Source organism: Delftia sp. 11MD (assembly GCF_050907895.1).
GTDB lineage: Bacteria > Pseudomonadota > Gammaproteobacteria > Burkholderiales > Burkholderiaceae_C > Comamonas > Comamonas tsuruhatensis.
In genome coordinates, this window is record NZ_CP194333.1 from 5,051,826 (window position 1) to 5,067,675 (window position 15,850).

Below are 15,850 nucleotides of genomic sequence, written 5' to 3' on the forward strand. Positions count from 1 at the left end.
ACTGTATATAACTCGCTACAGTATTTGGGAAACGAGCGCCTTTACATTTTGTAAAGACGTTTACTAAGCCCATCAGAACATGATCCGATACCTTCTTCCCCGCCAGTTGGCCAAGGCCACGGCGATGCCGTCGGGAACGGAGACGGTGGGGGCTTTTGCAACTGCCATCGCCGAGTCCTTCGACCGGGCCGCTCACCAGCTGCGCCGTGCCGCGTGGCTGTCCCTGCCCATCAGTGTGCTGGGCCTGTTGCCATCCATCTTCCTGCTGCAGGTCTACAACCGCGTCATTGCACGCGGCGGCACGGCCACGCTCACGGCCATGGTGGCCGGCGTGCTGTGCTTCCTGGGCCTGGAATGGTGGCTGCGCCGCCGGCGCGCCCGCGCCCTGCGCGAAGCCGGCGCCATGATCGACCGCGATGTCTCCCAGGCGCTGATGCATTCCATGCTGCGCCACCCGCTGGCCGCGCTGGAGCAGCGCTCTTCCAGCCAGTGGCTGCAGCTGTTCCGCGACGTGAGCGCCATGCGCTCGGGCATGTCCGGGGGCCTGGCGACCTCGCTGCTGGACCTGCCCATGGCCCTGCTGGCCCTGGTGGTCATCGGCATCATTGCCTGGCCCGTGCTGCCGGTGATCCTGGTGGCCATGCTCATCATGGGCGTGCTGGCCTGGTGGTGGGCCGACGAGGTGCGCAGCGGCCGCGTGGAGGAAATCGCCCAGGCCCGCATGCTGGACCGGGGCACGGCCGAAGTCTGCAACGCCCGCGCCACGCTGAAGGTGCTGGGCTACGACGCCGCCGCGCGCCAGAACTGGCAAAACGGCTATGACCGCTGGCTGGCCGAGAGCTTCGGCAAGAACGGCGAGATGGAAAACGCGCGCGAAGCCAGCACCGTGCTGCTGACGCTGTTCTCCATCGCGGTGATCACCGTGGGTGCCATTGCCATCAATGCGCAGTGGATGAGCATCGGCAGCCTGATGGCCGTGAACCTGCTGTCGGGCAAGGCGCTGGGCCCCATCTCGCAGCTGGCCAGCAACTGGCGCTCGCTGGCCCAGGCCAACGAGGCCGCACGCCGCCTGCAGTCCGTGCTGGAGGAGCCCGTCGAAATCACGGCCGAGACCGTGGACCTGCCGCGTCCCCAGGGCCGGCTGCGCCTGGACCAGGCCAGCTTCCATTACCCGGGCGGCCATGTGGCGCTGGAGCAGGCCTCGCTGGAGATCGGCCCCGGCGGGCTGCACGCCATCGTGGGGCGCAACGGCGCCGGCAAGTCCACCCTGGCCAAGCTGCTGGCAGGGCTCTACCAGCCCACGCAGGGCCGCATCTTCATCGATGAATACGACATGGCCCAGTTCCCGCGCGCCGAGCTGGGCCGCTGGATAGGCTGCCTGGCCCAGCAGGTGTACTGGTTCAGCGGCCCCATCGTGGACGGGCTGCGCATGGTCAACCCCGATGCCGACGACCACAAGATCGTCACCGCCTGCCAGATCTCGGGCGCGCATGGCTTCATCAGCCGCCTGCCCCAGGGCTACCAGACGGTGCTGGGCGAAGGCGGCGCGGGCCTGTCGGCGGGCGAGCTGCGCAAGCTGGCCCTGGCCCAGCTGTTCCTGCGCAACCCCTCCGTGCTGATCCTGGACGAGCCCAGCAACGACCTGGATTTCGAGAGCGAAACCGCGCTGCTGCAGACACTGCGGCAGATTGCGCTCAAGCACACGGTCATCGTCGTCACGCACTCGCTGCGCGTGGCCTCCATGGCCCAGCACCTCTACCATGTGCGCGGCGATGGCGGCATCGAGCATGGCTCGCCCCAGCAACTGCTGCCCCAGCTGTTCGGCACGGCACGCGAGGCCGCCGTGCCCGCAGCGGCCCCCGCACCCGCAGACAAGGCCCCGCATCCCGACCAGCCCGCCGTCGCGCCGGAGCTTGCCTCATGAGAGCCGGCCGCTACGACGATCTGCCCCTGGTGCTGCGCCAGTCGCACCAGCCATCCCGCCCGCTCGAGGCCGGGCCGGCCGGGGCCGGCGCGGATGCATCCGGCGCAACGCCACCCGCAACGCCCCCCGTATCGCGCTGGGCAGGCCTGGCGCGCGGCAAGTGGCTGCTCGCCATCCCGGTCACCGCGCTGGTGATCACCGGCCTGTTCTATCCCGTGGAGAACGTGGTGGTGGCCAGCGGCCAGGTCATCCCCTCCGACCGCGTGCAGACCGTGCAGCATCTGGAAGGCGGCATCGTCACCGCCGTCCATGTGCGCGAAGGCCAGGCCGTGACCCAGGGCCAGCCCCTGCTGGAGATCGACCTGGGCGGCAACAGCCTCAACCTCGAACAGCTCACGGCGCGCATGGCCACGGCCCAGGCGGTCAAGGTACGGCTGGGCGCGGAAAGCCAGGGCAGGCCGCTGCAGCGCACCAGTTTCCCGGCCGACCTGGACCCGCAGGTGGTCCAGGCCGAGCTGGGCGCCTTCTCGGCCCGCGCGCTGGAACACCAGGGCAGCATTGCCGCGGCCCAGGCCCAGCTGCAGCAGGCGCGCGGCGACGTGGCCCAGGTCCAGGCCCGCATCGAGGGGCTGGAGACCAATCTGCGCCTGCACCAGCAGGAAGCCTCCATTGCCGGGCAGCTCGCCGCCGAGCAGCTGATCGGCCAGCTGGAAGTGCTGGACAAGCAGCGGGCGCTGGAGCAGGTCCGCGCCGAGCTGGCGGCATCGCGCCAGACGCTGTTCAGCAACCGCGCCAAGATCGAGCAGGCCCAGGCCAAGCTGCAGGAGACCCAGGGCGCCTTCCGCCGCCGCGCCTCCGACGAACTGGCCCAGACCGAACGCGAGCTGGCCAGCCTCAACGAAGACCTGGTGCGCGCCCGGACCCAGCGCACGCGCACCGCCGTGCTGGCGCCCACCAGCGGCTTCGTCAAGGGACTGCGCAGCTCGGGTGCAGGCTGGGTGGTCAAGCCCGGCGAGCCCATCCTCGAAGTCGTGCCCGACAAGGACGAGGTCATCGTCGAAGCACGCCTGAGCCCCGCCGACCGTGGCTACGTGCGCACCGGCCAGCCCACCCGGGTGAAGATCTCGGCCTACGATTTCCTGCGCTACGGCTCGGTGCCCGGCCAGGTCACCCTGGTGGCCGCCGATGCCGACCGCGACCCCAACCTGGCCGACTCGCCCTCGTACTTCCGCATCCAGGCCAGCCTGGAGCAGCCCTGGGTGGGCCGCACCGACAACCGCATCACCACCGGCATGCAGGCCGAGCTCGACCTGTTGCTGGGCCACGAACCCTTTATCTGGTACTTGCTGCGGCCCGTGCTGCGCATCCAGAGCGAAGCCTTCCGGGAGCCCTGATGCAAGGCCGCCCGTCCACTCCCACCACAGGCTGGCACGCCCGGCTGCGCCAGCTGCTGGCCGCTGCCTGCTGCGTATCGGCCCTGCAGGCGCTGCAGGCTGAGGCCGCGCCCATGGCGGCCGAGGAACCGGACCTGGCCACCACGGCTGCGGCGGGCACGGCGGACTCCGCTCACGCACCTTCACCCGAACCCGCATCCGTCCCGGTACCCGACGCCGTGGTCCTGCGCCTGGCCCAGCAGCTCACGCCCGGCACCCTGGCCAGCGACAGCGGGCAGCGCCGCCTGCTCGATGCCCTCTACGCCCTGCTCGACGAATACCCCGACGTGCGCAAGGCGCGCGCCGCGCTGGAATCGGCCGGGCATGACGTGAACACCGCGCGCGGCGCGCGCTGGCCCACCTTCAAGGTGGGCACCAACACGGGCGATGCCAAGCTCCGCCGGGGCCGCGAGTCGTACACCGCCGTCAATGCCGAAGTGCGCATGGCCCTGCTCGATGGCGGAGCCATCGGCGCGGGCATCCGCTCGGCCGAATCGCAGGAAGCGGCCCAGGGCAGCGTGCTCTACGGCACGCGCCAGAACGTGCTGCTGGAGGCACTGACCGCCCTGCTGGAGCTGCACCGCTTCGAGGACAAGGCGCGCGTGGCGGCCGAGTCGGCACGCATCATCGGCCAGCTCGCGCGCATCGAGGAGCGCCGCGCCGAACTGGGCGCCGTGGGCCGCAACGACCTGCGCCAGGCCGCCTCGCGCCAGGCCGGCGCCCTGGCCCAGCAGCATGCGCTGGAGTCGCAGCGCATGGATGCGCTGGCCCGCTTCACGCGCTACTTCGGCTTCACGCCCCAGGCCGGCTGGCTGCCCCAGCTCAATGTGCCCGAGCAATGGATGCCGGCCAGCGAAGACTCGGCCCTGCAGGCGTCCGAAGCCGTCAGCCCCGAGCTGCAGGAAATGCAGCAGCAGATCGAGAAGGCCCGCGCCGAAGTCGACCGCAGCAAATCCCAGCGCTTTCCCACCCTGGCCGCCGTGGTGGCCCACACGCGCGACCCCAGCGGCGTGCTCTATGCCGAGGGCACGCGCTACGGCGTGGAGCTGAGCTGGAACTTCGGCAACGGCTTCGAGCTGCGCGACCGCATCCTCAAGGCCATCAACGAACTGCAGGCCCAGGAAGCGCAACAGGAAACCGTGCGCCGCCAGGTGCGCGAGACCGCCTCCGCCGCCTGGGGCCGCACCCAGTCCGGCCGCCAGCGCGAAAGCCAGCTGGCCGACGCCGTGCGCGAGGCGCGCGCCGCCTTCGAGGGCCGCCGGCGCCTGCTCGAAGTCGGCCGCGGCAGCCTGGCCCAGGTGCTGGACGCCCAGCTGGACATGCAGCGCCTGCTGCTGGACGAGGCCGACGCCATCTACGACCAGCGCATCAACGAACTGCGCCTGGCGCGCACCACCGGCCGCCTGCTGCCGCAGGACCCGCCCGACCAATGGCTGAACGCGCTGTTCAGCACGCAAAAACCCATTCCAGCAGGTGGCGGCACGCCGGACCCCTCGCCCGGCACGGTGCCCGGCATGGCTCCCGGCCAGGCCCCCTCGCGCACCCGCCCCGACCCCATGGACGCTGCCGTGGCCACCCTGTCCGCCAGCGCCATGCCCCAACGAATCCAGCTGCGCCTTGAGCAGCAGTTGCGCCCCATTTCAGACGCTTTTCAAACCACCGCCGCGCGACAGCAGTGGTGAAGTGGGAAGCAGGGGTTCCCGTGCAGCGGCCGGCTTGGGCCCATCGCCAGCCGCTGCCATCGACAACGATGGGCTTTTGCAACCGAAAGGACGATGCCATGACCGACATCATCAAGAACTTCTGGAAAGACGAGGAAGGCGCCACCGCCATCGAGTACGGCTTGATCGCCGGCCTCATCGCCGTGGGGATCGTGGTGGGCGCCACTGCGCTGGGCACCAATCTGAACGGCCTGTTCACACGGATCGCCACCAAGCTCACCGGCTTCACGCCCTGAGCGCCGGCTCCGGCGCGATCCGAGTGGGCCCGCAAGGGGTCGGCCCGATGCGCGATCGCCATGCCGGCCACCGGCCCCGAGGCAACTTGCAAACCGAAAGGACCATGACATGACCGAAACGATCAAGAACTTCTGGAAAGACGAGGAAGGCGCCACCGCCATCGAGTACGGACTGATTGCCGGGCTGATTGCCGTGGGGATCGTCGTGGGCGCCACCGCGCTGGGCACCGATCTGAACGGACTGTTCAACCGGTTGGCCACCAAGCTCACAGGTCTTGCGCCCTGAAGATGGAGCCGACCTCGCTATGGCTATGCGTCTGCATCACATGGCTCGCAACGATTGCGGCCATGGATCTGCGCATCCGCCGCGTGCGCAACTGGATGGTGCTGCTCGGCCTGGCCACAGGCGCTGGCGCACTGGCCAGTGGGGCCCAGCCGTTCCAGGTCTCGGCCTGGAACGCGCTGGCCGGCATGCTGGCGGGGTTTGCCGTACTGCTTCCTTTCTATGCACTGCGCTGGATGGGTGCGGGCGACGTCAAGTTCGGCGCGGTCGCGGGACTGTGGTTCGGGTGGGGCTTCGACCTGCTGCTGATCTGGACCGGCGGCAGCCTGCTGGCCGGCCTGCACGGTGTACTGGTTCTGTCGCTGCGCCACCTTCGGGACAGCCCCACCGGGCTGTGGCTGCAGGCACGGCTGCCCCTGTCCAGCGCGGCCCTGTCCTGGACTGCCCGCCTGGCGCCCCTTGGCGCGACGCCCCGGCCCGCAGGCGCCACCGATGGACCGCGCCAGCCCCAGCGCTCCATCCCCTATGCCGGCTACATGGCCATTGCGGCCATCGCCCTGGCCTGGCGCCACAGCCAGCCACTTGTCTGAACCGGAGATGCCCATGCCTGTCACCTGCCTGCCTCCACGCCGTCCATGGACCGGCTCCGCCACACGCCATGGCCGTGCGCTGCCTGGACGCTTTCCTGCCCTGGAGGAGCTTCTCCGCCATGGCAGGAAAGCGCCAGGGCAGCCCCCGGCCATGAACACCGTCGCAACGCACTTGCACCAGGAGTCCCAGCCATGAACCTCACCAAGATTCTTGCCGGACTGCTGGTGGGGCTTGCCATCGTGCTTGCGGGCCTTGCCTGGATGCTGGGCAGCCAGCCCGCACGCCCCGTGGCTGCCCCCTCCCCCGCGGCCTCGTCGCAGCCGGCCCCCGAACCGGCCCAGCTGCACGCCGTCGTGGTCGTGGCCCAGGCCATTGCCGCAGGCCAGCGCATCGGCAGCGACGATGTGAAGCTGGCCCAGCTGCCTGCCCCCGTGCCGGGCAGCTTTGCCGCAACCGACGACGTGCTGGGCCGCACCACGCTGATGCCGCTCACACCGGGCACCCCGCTGTTCGAGCAGCAACTGCTCAGCGGCCTGGCGCTGCAACTGGAGCCGGGCCAGCGGGCCGTTGCGATTGCCATCCGGGAGCAGATGGCCGCAGGCCACCATGTGCGCCCCGGTGATTTTGTGGATGTCTACTTCACGCTGGACGGCAAGTCCGACCAGGCGCCCGTGGACGCGCAGACCCGGCTGCTGCTGGCGCGCAGCCGCGTGCTGGCCTATGGCGCCGGCAGCGTCGAGCGCCCGCCCCTGTCGGCGGCCCAGCGCCAGGCACAGCAGGACAAGGAGTCGTCAGGCTCGCCGCTGCGCCGCGCCAGCGCCGGCGATCAGGCAGGCCAGCGCCCGGAGAACGTGCAATCGGCCGTGCTGGCCGTGCCGCTGGACGATGTGGAGCGCCTCACGCTGGCCGAGAAATTCGGCCAGCTCACCCTGGCCCTGCGCAACCCCGACGACCTGTCCGTGCCCGATCCCAAGCTCTTCGCCGCCCTGCCCGGCGCGCTGCAGCCGGTGGCCGGCCGCCTCAGGAAGGACCAGACGCTGGAGGGTGCAGACCGCGCCTTCGCCGGCCTGCGCATGCAGGACCTGGCCACCGGCGCCGACGCCAGGAACATCCGCAAGCCGGCCGCGCAGCCCATGACGGCCCTCGCGCCCGCCGTGCGGCCGCAGCCGCAGCGGGCCCCGCGCGAACGCACGGTGGAGCTGCACAACGGAGCGGCCGTGCAGATGGTGAACTACTGACAACACACAACAAGAGGGAGATGCCATGAAGTGCAAGAACATCTCGACGGCCGGGGCAACGCCGCTGCAGAGGGCGGTCTGGACGCTGTGCGGCAGCATGGCCTTGCTGGCCTTGACGCCAGCGGTGTCTGCCCCAGCGGACACCGCTGCCGGCCAGGGCATGGCCAACCCTGGTGCCGGCGACATGCTTTCTGGCGAATCCCTGCAGCTGGTGGCCGGGCGCCAGCACCTGATGGCGCTGGCCGACGCCCCGGTCCGCATCGCCGTGGGCGACCCCAATGTGCTGGATGTGAAACTGCTGCGCGCCACGCCGGGCGCCAGCTCCAGTGCCGGTTCCGGCTCCGGCGGAACCGAGCTGCTGCTCACGCCCAAGGCCCAGGGCAGCACCAGCTTGGTGGTGTGGCCCCGCAAGGGCGGCGTTCCCCAGCGCTGGGAGGTCCAGGTCAGAGGCCAGCACCTGCTGCTGGAAAAGCGGCTGGCCTCGGTCCCCGAGCATGCCCAGGCCGTGGCCGAACTGCGCCTGGGCGCGCCCGCCCAGACGCCGCTGGTGGACAACGCGCAGATCGATGTCAGGAGCAACACCGTGCAGGTGGACGTGCAGGTGGTGGAGTTCAAGAAATCCGCCATGAAGCGCGTAGGCGTCAATATCTACAGCGGCGGGCGCAACAACCAGGGCTTCAGCTTCGGCAGCTTCAGCCCCGGCGTGGTCGGCAGCATCAGCACCAATACCAACGGCACGGGCACGGGAACGGGCAATACCGGGTCGGGCGGCACGGGCTCGGGCAACACGGGATCGGGCAGCGTGTCCAACAACACCTCCTCGGCCATTGCCAGCGCCATGAGCCTGGTGATGACCTTCGGCAAGGCCTTCAGTGGCGCCGGCATCGTCACGCAGCTGAGCATCCTCGAGGGCAACGGCATGGCCCGCGTGCTGGCCCGGCCGACCCTGCTGGCACAGACCGGCCAGAACGCCAGCTTCCTGGCCGGCGGCGAGCTGCCGATTCCCGTGCCTGCGCGCGACGGCAACATTGCCATCCAGTACAAGGAATTCGGCATCAAGCTGCAGCTGACGCCCACCATCCTGTCGGACGAGCGCATCGCCCTGAAGGTCTCGCCCGAGGCCAGCGACCTGGACTTCAACAGCGGCGTGACCATCAGCGGCGTCACCGTGCCCGCCATCCGCACGCGCCGCGCGGACACCTCGGTGGAGCTGGCCGATGGCGAGAGCTTCGTCATCGGCGGGCTGGTCAGCCGCGCCACCACCTCCAACGTCAGCAAGGTGCCCGTGCTGGGCGACCTGCCCATCCTGGGCACCTTCTTCAAGAACCTCAACTACACGCAGGAAGAGACCGAGCTGGTGATCATCGTCACCCCGCGCCTGGTCCACCCGCTGCCCGCCAGCACCAACCTCGAAGCCCTGCTGCCGGGCGCGCGCTCCGAGCAGCGCAACGCCGGCAAGGTCTGGCTGCCCTACCTCGCCGGCGGAATGAACCAAGACACCGCCGTACCCGGTTTCTCGTACTGACGACATGACAAGCAAGCCCACCGCAACCGATTCGCCTGTGGACGCCACAGGCTCGCCGGCCATCGGCTCACCCACCTCGCTGGAGACATTGCTGGGTCTGCGTTCCTCGACCTCGCTGGCCGGCAAGCTGCAGCCCGCCACCGACGCGATGGCCCAGGAAAAAGCGCTGCTGGACAAGGCGCTGCTGGACAAGGCGCCACCGGACAGGATGGCGCCGCCCCATGCCGCAGCGGCGTCCGCCGCTGCATCGACTGCCGCGCTGCGCCAGCCGCCACAGCCGCTCGACGATGTGCTGGAGATGGAGCTGCTGTTCATCCATGCCGGCACGCCCGAAAGCGCGCTGGCCCAGTCCTGGATGCAGCGCATGCTGGACGGCACACGGCTGCACGTGGCGCGCTTCCAGGACAACATCACGGAGCAGGTACAGCGCTTCATGCCGCATGCCATCTTTGTGCATTTCGACCCGCTGTCCACCGATGAGGCCGCCCATCTGGCCTCCCAGCTGCACATCTCCCACCCCCACCTGCCCTGCGTGGCTGTGGGCCGCACCAAGTACCCGCAGTGCATGCTGGCCGCCCTGCGTGCCGGCGTGCAGGATTTCCTGGACGTGGACGCGCCCGTGCAGACCGCGCTGCAGACCGTGCGCGAGCTGATCAAGCGCATGCCGGCACCGCAGTCCAGCGCGCCCAGCGCGCCGCTGACGGCCATCCTGTCCGCACGCGCGGGCCTGGGCAGCAGCCTGCTGGTCTCGCACCTGGCCTGGTATCTGCAAAAGCGCCTGCACGGCCGGATCGAGGGCAAGGAAATCAGCGCCAGCGAAATCAGCAACGAAACGCTGGACGGCCTGCTCATCGACCTGGGCAATCCCAGCGGCGACTGCTCCCTGTACATGGGAACGCAAAGCGACTTCGACTTCATCGAGGCCGTCAACAACCTGCGCCGCTTCGACCGGCGCCTGGCCTCCACCGGCCTGTCACGCCACGAAAGCGGCCTGCGCATGCTCACGCTGCCGCGCCAGTCCAGCCGCCTGCGCGATGTCTCGTATGCCGACGTCGATGCCCTGCTGCTGCGCCTGCGCCAGTACTTCCGCCACGTGATTGCCGACCTGGGCGCCGTCGTCCCCACCCACCTGGCCATGCGCGTGGCGCTGCGCGCCAGCCAGGTCTGGGTGGTCTGCGACCAGAGCGTGGCCAGCGTGGTCTCCACCACCGAACTGCTGCGCCAGCTGGACGAGCAAAAGATCGAGCGCGAACGCATGCACCTCATCGTCAGCCGGCACGACAGCCAGCTCGAACTGGAGGCCCAGCAGATCGCCAGGCAGCTGCAGCTGCCGCTGCTGGCCACCATCCCCGAGCGCCGCCGGGAGCTGGCCCAGGCCGTCAACCAGGGCCAGCTGCTGCCCAGCCGCCTGCAGCGGGAGCCCTATGTGCAGGCCGTGGACAAGCTCGCCACCTTGCTGATCACCACCCACCACCAGGCCCATGCGGGCGATCAGGCCGCGCCCGCCCGCGGACTGAACCGTTTCTTCCACCGAACAAGAAGCTGAACGCACCATGACGACCACGGCTTATTCCCATCTGGCGGACGCACAGGCCAGCGAGTTCGAGCAAAGCGCGCTGTTCCTCGACCTGAAGAACCGCACGCACGAGCATTTGCTCAGCCGCATCGAGGAGCTGGGCGCCGAGTTCGGCCGCTGGTCGCAGGCTGCCATCGCGCAGTTCGTGCTGATGGAGCTGGACAGCTTCATCCGCCTGCACTCCGTGCCCGTCAACGAGCAGGAAGCGCTGCAGGTGGCGCGCGCCCTCACGCGCGAACTCACGGGACTGGGACCGCTGCAGCCGCTGCTGGAGGACCCCCGGGTCGAGGACATCCTCATCAACGGCCATGGCAACATCTACGTCTCGCGCGGCGGCGTGCTGCAGCGCGAGACCCTGCACTTCAAGGACGACGAGCATGTGCTGCGCATCGTGCGCCGCATCCTGGCGCCGCTGGGCCGGCGTCTCGATGAATCCAGCCCCATGGTCGATGCCCGCCTGCCCGATGGCGGGCGCATCAACGTCATCATCGAGCCGCTGTCCATCGACGGCCCCTCGGTCTCCATCCGCAAGTTCCGCAAGGACCCGCTGACGCCTTCCGAGCTGGTGCAGCTGGGCACCTTCAACCACGACATCTGCCGCATCCTGGAGATGGCCGTGCAGGCGCGCTGCAACATCCTGGTCAGCGGCGGCACCAGCTCGGGCAAGACCTCGCTGCTCAACGCGCTGGCCAGCTTCATCCCCTCCAGCGAGCGCATCGTCTCCATCGAGGACACGGCCGAGCTGGCCCTCAACCACAACCATGTGGTGCGGCTGGAAAGCCGCCCCGGCGGCTTCGACGGCTCGGGCCACGTCAGCATCCGCGACCTGCTGCGCAACAGCCTGCGCATGCGGCCCGACCGCATCATCGTCGGCGAAGTGCGCGGCGGCGAAGTGCTGGAGCTGCTGCAGGCCATGAACACCGGCCATGACGGCTCCATGGGCACCATCCACGCCAGCTCGCCGCGCGAGTGCCTGTACCGGGCCGAGATGCTGGCAGGCTTTGCGGGCTTCCAGGGCAGCGAAGTCAGCCTGCGCCGCCAGATCGCCAATGCCGTGGACTTCATCGTGCAGATCGGCCGCCTGTCCAACGGCCGCCGGCGCCTGCTGTCGCTGACCGAGGTCACGGGCATGACCGACAACATGATCTCCATGCAGGAGCTGTACCGCTACGAGCCCCAGGTGGGCGGCGACGGGCAGGAAATCGACCACTGGGTCTCGCTGGGCATCTCGCCCCACTCGCCCAAGCTGCTGAGCTGGTGGCGCTCGCAGCAGCAGGCCGGCAGCGGAGGCGTGCGATGACAGGCCTGGCACCCGTCATCCTCATCCTCGGCGCGCTGGCCTGCCTGCTGCTGGCACTGGCGCTGTGGGTGATCATGCGCGGGCGCCGCAAGGAGCATGAGCAGTCGATCAAGCTGCACCTGCAGCGCAGCGTCGAAGGCCACAGGGAGGCGATTGCGCCCGCGCTTGCCATGGCCGAGCCTGTCTACAAGCCCGCCGCGCCGCAGCCTGCGCCGGCGCCCGCCGCGGTGCAATGGCTGAACCAGCGCCTGGGCATCCAGTCCTGGGGCATCTCATCCAACACCCTGGCCCTGTTCGCCATCACCGGCCTGGTCCTGGCCCTGCTGGCTGCCAGCCAGGCAGGAGCGGCGGCAGGGCTGGTGGTGGCCGTGCTCTATGCCGTGCTTCTGGGCCTGGGCATCTGGCGGCGGCAGGCCAAGCGCCGCGAAAGGCTGCTGCAGCAGCTGCCCGGCTTCCTGGACAACATGGTCCGCCTGATCTCCATCGGCAACTCGCCCCATGCGGCCTTCCAGATGGCGCTGAACAACGTCCCCGATCCGCTGGGCGATGCCCTGCAGCAGGCGGCGGCCATGCTCAGTGCCTCGCCCGATCTGGGGCAGGCCATGGGCCAGCTCGAGCGCAACTGGCGCCTGCCCGAATTCGGCCTGCTGGCCGCCGTGTTCCGCATGAGCGTGCGCTATGGCGGCCGCGCCGACCTGGTGCTCGAGCGCGTGTCGGCCTACATCCGCGACCGCCAGTCCGCCGAGCGCGAACTGCATGCGCTGTCCTCCGAGATCCGCATGTCGGCCTGGGTGCTGGCCCTGCTGCCCCTGGTGGTGGGGACGCTGATCATGGTGATCAACCGGGGCTATTTCATGCGCATGTGGAACGACGACAGCGGCCAGACCATGGTCCTGGTCGCCGCCGCCCTGGAAGCCCTGGGCGCCTTTCTCCTGTACCGGCTGGCCAAGCTGAGGTGAACCCATGACAGCACAGGCACAAGCACACGCCCGCCCACCCGTCTGCGCAAGGAGCCACGCATGAACACGCAGCAACTGTGGATCGCCAGCATCGGCCTGGGCGCTCTGGGACTGGTGCTGTGGGCGTCCACCCTGGTGTGGAGGCTGTGGCGCTCGGCACGCGCCTCCAGCCAGGTCGCCAGGATCCTGCAGGCGCGCGACTCGGCATCGACCACGAAGGCGGCCACGAAGAGCGCCATGCAGGCCAACGACGCGCAACTGCTCAACCCGCTGTCCATCAACGTGCGTTCGTCCGATTCCCCGCAGGCGGTGGCGGCCAACCTGCCGCCACCGGCCTGGCTGCAATGGGGCGTGGCCAAGGCCCTGCTGGCCGATGAGGACCGCAAGCTGCTGGACCAGGCCGGCGTGGGCACGCGCAACGGCAGCATGGCCTATGTGGCCAGCCGCATGGTGCTGTGCGTGGTCCTGCCCCTGCTGGCGCTGGGTGTGCTGCGCCCCGGCGAGAACGCTGCGCTGGTCTACGGCTTTGTGGCAGTGAGCCTGGGGCTCATGCTTCCCAAGTGGTTTCTGCGCTCGCGGGCCAAGGGCCGGCGCGAGCAGGTGGTCGAGGAACTGCCGCTGTTCGTGGACCTGCTGAGACTGCTGCAGGGCGTGGGCCTGAGCGTGGACCAGAGCCTGCAGATCCTGGCCTCGGAGTTCAAGGGCGTGCTGCGCGTCATCAGCGGCGAGCTGGCCCTGGCCAACCAGCTCTACAACACCGGCCGCACGCGCGAGCAGTCCTTCCAGCGCATGGTCAACATGAGCGCGGACGACGACATGAGCGCCATCGTCAACCTGCTGGTGCAGGTGGACAAGCATGGCGGCGCCGTGCAGGAGCCGCTCAAGGAATTCAGCATCCGGCTGCGCGAAAAGCGCCAGGCCAGCTTCAAGGAAAAGATAGGTTCCATCACCGTCAAGATGACGGGTGTCATGGTCCTCACGCTTTTGCCCGCCCTGCTGGTCATCACGGCGGGCCCCGGTTTCCTGGCCGTGATCAGGGCATTGACCACCATGGGAGGACGCTAGGCATGCGACACCACAAAGGCACCCCCGCCGGACGGACGCCAGCGCTGACAGCACTGACAGCGCGGACAGCCCTGGCCCCCCTGGCCATGGCCATGGCCCTGGCCGGCTGCGCCGGCAAAGGGCCGCAAGGCTACGGCGCCACCTCTTCGCAGCAGGAGACCGCAGCCCAGGCACAGCAGCAGCTGCAAGACGCCCAGCAGGCCACCCAGGTCGACAACGCCCAGACCTATCTGGACCTGATCACGCAGATGCAGCAGGCCGGCCAGTGGTATGCATCGCTGGCGCATACCGAGGCCTTCGAGCAGCAATACGGCACGCAACCGGAATCGCGCCTGATGCGGGCCGACGCGCTGCGCAACACCGGCCAGGCCGAGCAGGCCCGGCAGGCCTACCAGGCGCTGCTGCAGGGCGCCACCACGGCACGCGCGCGGCGCGGCCTGGGCCTGCTGCACGCAAGCCAGGGCGAGTATGGCCAGGCCGTGGAACAGCTGGAGAAGGCGCGCCAGCTCAATCCCATAGACGCCAACGTGCTCAGCGACCTGGCCTACGCCCACATGCTCGACGGCCAGTTGGCCCCCGCGCAGATGCCCATCATGCAGGCCTCGCAGCTGGCTCCGGCCAACGCGCGGGTGCAGCTGAACATGGCGCTGTTCTGGCTGGCCAGCGGCAACGAGACCCAGGCCTCCCAGCTGCTGCGCCAGCTGGCGCAGCCCCAGGCCAAGGGCGCCCTGCCCATGATCGACCAGACCTCGCTGCAGACCCTGCAGTCCCAGCTGGCCAGCGTGAACGAGGCGGTGCGCCTGCGCGGCGGCCAACTGTCCGCAGCGCCCGCGCCCGGGACCCGGCAGGCGCGGGGCGTGGAGCCCGTGCCCAGGCCCGCCACCGACGCGAGCGCCCTGCCGGCCGGCATCACCCGGCGCATTCTTCTGTCCGAGCCGTCCGGCGCCGCTGGCGCAGCACCGGCCTCGCCACTTTGAGGACCACGACATGCCAGACACACACCGCATGCATTTGCCCCGCCGCGCAGCCGCCGCAGCGCTGGCGCCCTGGCTGCCGGCTGCCGGCCTGGCCCTGACACTGGCCCTGACCCATACGGCCCCGGCACACGCCCAGGCCTTTGGCGAAGTGCAGAGCCCGCCCGAGCAGGTGGATGCACGGCCCCATGTGTTCGCCGAGCCCTCCACCGACTCCATCCTGGCCGGCTACACGCTCTACACCAACCCCGATGGAACCGTGATGTACGTGCCCCGGCGCGAGATCGACATCGGCGGCGGCACCCTGCGGCTGCTGGGAATGCAGCACAGCCAGCCGGGCCAGCGTGCCCGCCCCATCGACGGCGAGCAGGCGCGGCGCAGCTATGCGCGCTACCTCAAGAGCTTCGAGACGGAAATCCCCGCCCTGTACAAGACCAGCGTCGAAGCCGGCGGCAAGAACTGAGCCCGCCCCGGCCAGCAGCTTGAGGAACGACCATGATCCGGCGCCCACTCCGCGCTCACCACCCCCACCGGCCTGCCAGCCTGCGGCAGCGGGGGGTGTACGCGCTGGAGTGGGCCATCATCTTCCCGGTGTTCTTCGCCCTGCTGTACGCCTGCATCAGCTACGGGCTGGCGTTCCTGGTGCGCGAATCCATGCAGGCCGCCGCCGAGGACGCCGCGCGGGCCACGCTGCGCTACCAGACCAGCCGCAGCGCCCGCCTGGACGCAGCCCGCAGCCTGGTGCAGCAGCGGCTGGACTGGCTGCCGGCCGACCTGAGGCCCACGGCAGGCAGCATCGACGTGCGCATCTGCAGGCTGCAAAACAGCGAGCTGTGCTCGGCCACGCTGACCTGCGGCGTGCTGGTGGCCGAACGCTGCATGGTGCGCGTGGGCTTCACCATCCCTTATGGAACCAGCCCGATAGCACCCGCCCTGCCGGGCTTCGGCCTGGTCATGCCGACGACGCTGACCGCCAGCGCCAGCATCATGGTGGACAGGGGGGGGCTATGAAGCTCCCCCTGAGT

At 69.5% G+C, this 15,850-nt stretch carries 15 protein-coding genes; all 15 read left to right on the forward strand.

The features are described 5' to 3' along the window. The first annotated feature begins 79 nt into the window (after positions 1-79). The gene (locus ACRSCF_RS23095; RefSeq protein ID WP_016450683.1) at positions 80-1,924 is read left to right on the forward strand and encodes a peptidase domain-containing ABC transporter; all 1,845 of its coding nucleotides are present in this window, start codon (positions 80-82) and stop codon (positions 1,922-1,924) included. Continuing rightward, complete coding sequence (locus ACRSCF_RS23100; protein WP_016450682.1) at positions 1,921-3,318, forward strand: HlyD family type I secretion periplasmic adaptor subunit; 1,398 nt, start codon at positions 1,921-1,923, stop codon at positions 3,316-3,318. Before ACRSCF_RS23095 ends, ACRSCF_RS23100 begins: the two co-directional genes overlap by 4 nt. After that, positions 3,318-5,039, forward strand: coding sequence for a TolC family protein (locus tag ACRSCF_RS23105; RefSeq protein ID WP_244386682.1), 1,722 nt, complete (start codon positions 3,318-3,320; stop codon positions 5,037-5,039). Before ACRSCF_RS23100 ends, ACRSCF_RS23105 begins: the two co-directional genes overlap by 1 nt. A gap of 98 nt (positions 5,040-5,137) precedes the next feature. Beyond that, positions 5,138-5,314 carry a Flp family type IVb pilin gene (locus ACRSCF_RS23110; protein ID WP_016450680.1) on the forward strand — a complete coding sequence of 59 codons (177 nt, stop codon included), beginning with the start codon at positions 5,138-5,140 and terminating at the stop codon, positions 5,312-5,314. 109 nt (positions 5,315-5,423) lie between these two features. Continuing rightward, positions 5,424-5,600 (forward strand): Flp family type IVb pilin, encoded by a 177-nt coding sequence (locus ACRSCF_RS23115; protein ID WP_016454539.1) that lies wholly within the window; start codon positions 5,424-5,426, stop codon positions 5,598-5,600. Between the two features lie 2 nt (positions 5,601-5,602). Next, positions 5,603-6,187, forward strand: coding sequence for an A24 family peptidase (locus tag ACRSCF_RS23120; RefSeq protein ID WP_080649882.1), 585 nt, complete (start codon positions 5,603-5,605; stop codon positions 6,185-6,187). Between the two features lie 192 nt (positions 6,188-6,379). After that, on the forward strand, positions 6,380-7,426 hold the full coding sequence (gene cpaB, locus ACRSCF_RS23125) for a Flp pilus assembly protein CpaB (protein WP_016450677.1): 1,047 nt from the start codon (positions 6,380-6,382) through the stop codon (positions 7,424-7,426). A gap of 25 nt (positions 7,427-7,451) precedes the next feature. Then, positions 7,452-8,951 (forward strand): type II and III secretion system protein family protein, encoded by a 1,500-nt coding sequence (locus tag ACRSCF_RS23130; RefSeq protein WP_244386683.1) that lies wholly within the window; start codon positions 7,452-7,454, stop codon positions 8,949-8,951. Between the two features lie 4 nt (positions 8,952-8,955). Beyond that, positions 8,956-10,497, forward strand: a complete 1,542-nt coding sequence (locus tag ACRSCF_RS23135) for a pilus assembly protein CpaE (RefSeq protein WP_016450675.1) — start codon at positions 8,956-8,958, stop codon at positions 10,495-10,497. A 7-nt stretch (positions 10,498-10,504) separates the two neighbouring features. Next, positions 10,505-11,827 carry a CpaF family protein gene (locus ACRSCF_RS23140; RefSeq protein ID WP_016450674.1) on the forward strand — a complete coding sequence of 441 codons (1,323 nt, stop codon included), beginning with the start codon at positions 10,505-10,507 and terminating at the stop codon, positions 11,825-11,827. Next, a complete protein-coding gene (locus ACRSCF_RS23145; RefSeq protein ID WP_016450673.1) occupies positions 11,824-12,786 on the forward strand; it encodes a type II secretion system F family protein in 963 nt (320 codons plus the stop codon). The genes ACRSCF_RS23140 and ACRSCF_RS23145 overlap by 4 nt, the downstream gene beginning before the upstream one ends. 60 nt (positions 12,787-12,846) lie before the next feature. Then, complete coding sequence (locus tag ACRSCF_RS23150; RefSeq protein WP_034368021.1) at positions 12,847-13,851, forward strand: type II secretion system F family protein; 1,005 nt, start codon at positions 12,847-12,849, stop codon at positions 13,849-13,851. Between the two features lie 2 nt (positions 13,852-13,853). After that, positions 13,854-14,828, forward strand: a complete 975-nt coding sequence (locus tag ACRSCF_RS23155) for a hypothetical protein (protein ID WP_432675091.1) — start codon at positions 13,854-13,856, stop codon at positions 14,826-14,828. Positions 14,829-14,838: 10 nt separating this feature from the next. Next, entirely contained in the window at positions 14,839-15,288 is a 450-nt protein-coding gene (locus tag ACRSCF_RS23160) for a DUF3613 domain-containing protein (protein ID WP_034368015.1), read from the forward strand. Positions 15,289-15,320: 32 nt separating this feature from the next. Next, the gene (locus tag ACRSCF_RS23165) at positions 15,321-15,836 is read left to right on the forward strand and encodes a TadE/TadG family type IV pilus assembly protein (RefSeq protein WP_026062699.1); all 516 of its coding nucleotides are present in this window, start codon (positions 15,321-15,323) and stop codon (positions 15,834-15,836) included. Positions 15,837-15,850 lie beyond the last annotated feature (14 nt).

Excerpts from the sequence above, each read along its gene's own strand:
- cpaB (WP_016450677.1), top strand. The coding sequence starts at position 6,380 with ATGAACCTCACCAAGATTCTTGCCGGACTGCTGGTGGGGCTTGCCATC.
- ACRSCF_RS23160 (WP_034368015.1), top strand. The coding sequence starts at position 14,839 with ATGCCAGACACACACCGCATGCATTTGCCCCGCCGCGCAGCCGCCGCA.
- ACRSCF_RS23130 (WP_244386683.1), top strand. The coding sequence starts at position 7,452 with ATGAAGTGCAAGAACATCTCGACGGCCGGGGCAACGCCGCTGCAGAGG.
- ACRSCF_RS23135 (WP_016450675.1), top strand. The coding sequence starts at position 8,956 with ATGACAAGCAAGCCCACCGCAACCGATTCGCCTGTGGACGCCACAGGC.
- ACRSCF_RS23155 (WP_432675091.1), top strand. The coding sequence starts at position 13,854 with ATGCGACACCACAAAGGCACCCCCGCCGGACGGACGCCAGCGCTGACA.
- ACRSCF_RS23110 (WP_016450680.1), top strand. The coding sequence starts at position 5,138 with ATGACCGACATCATCAAGAACTTCTGGAAAGACGAGGAAGGCGCCACC.
- ACRSCF_RS23145 (WP_016450673.1), top strand. The coding sequence starts at position 11,824 with ATGACAGGCCTGGCACCCGTCATCCTCATCCTCGGCGCGCTGGCCTGC.
- ACRSCF_RS23150 (WP_034368021.1), top strand. The coding sequence starts at position 12,847 with ATGAACACGCAGCAACTGTGGATCGCCAGCATCGGCCTGGGCGCTCTG.
- ACRSCF_RS23105 (WP_244386682.1), top strand. The coding sequence starts at position 3,318 with ATGCAAGGCCGCCCGTCCACTCCCACCACAGGCTGGCACGCCCGGCTG.
- ACRSCF_RS23100 (WP_016450682.1), top strand. The coding sequence starts at position 1,921 with ATGAGAGCCGGCCGCTACGACGATCTGCCCCTGGTGCTGCGCCAGTCG.
- ACRSCF_RS23140 (WP_016450674.1), top strand. The coding sequence starts at position 10,505 with ATGACGACCACGGCTTATTCCCATCTGGCGGACGCACAGGCCAGCGAG.
- ACRSCF_RS23115 (WP_016454539.1), top strand. The coding sequence starts at position 5,424 with ATGACCGAAACGATCAAGAACTTCTGGAAAGACGAGGAAGGCGCCACC.
- ACRSCF_RS23165 (WP_026062699.1), top strand. The coding sequence starts at position 15,321 with ATGATCCGGCGCCCACTCCGCGCTCACCACCCCCACCGGCCTGCCAGC.
- ACRSCF_RS23120 (WP_080649882.1), top strand. The coding sequence starts at position 5,603 with ATGGAGCCGACCTCGCTATGGCTATGCGTCTGCATCACATGGCTCGCA.
- ACRSCF_RS23095 (WP_016450683.1), top strand. The coding sequence starts at position 80 with ATGATCCGATACCTTCTTCCCCGCCAGTTGGCCAAGGCCACGGCGATG.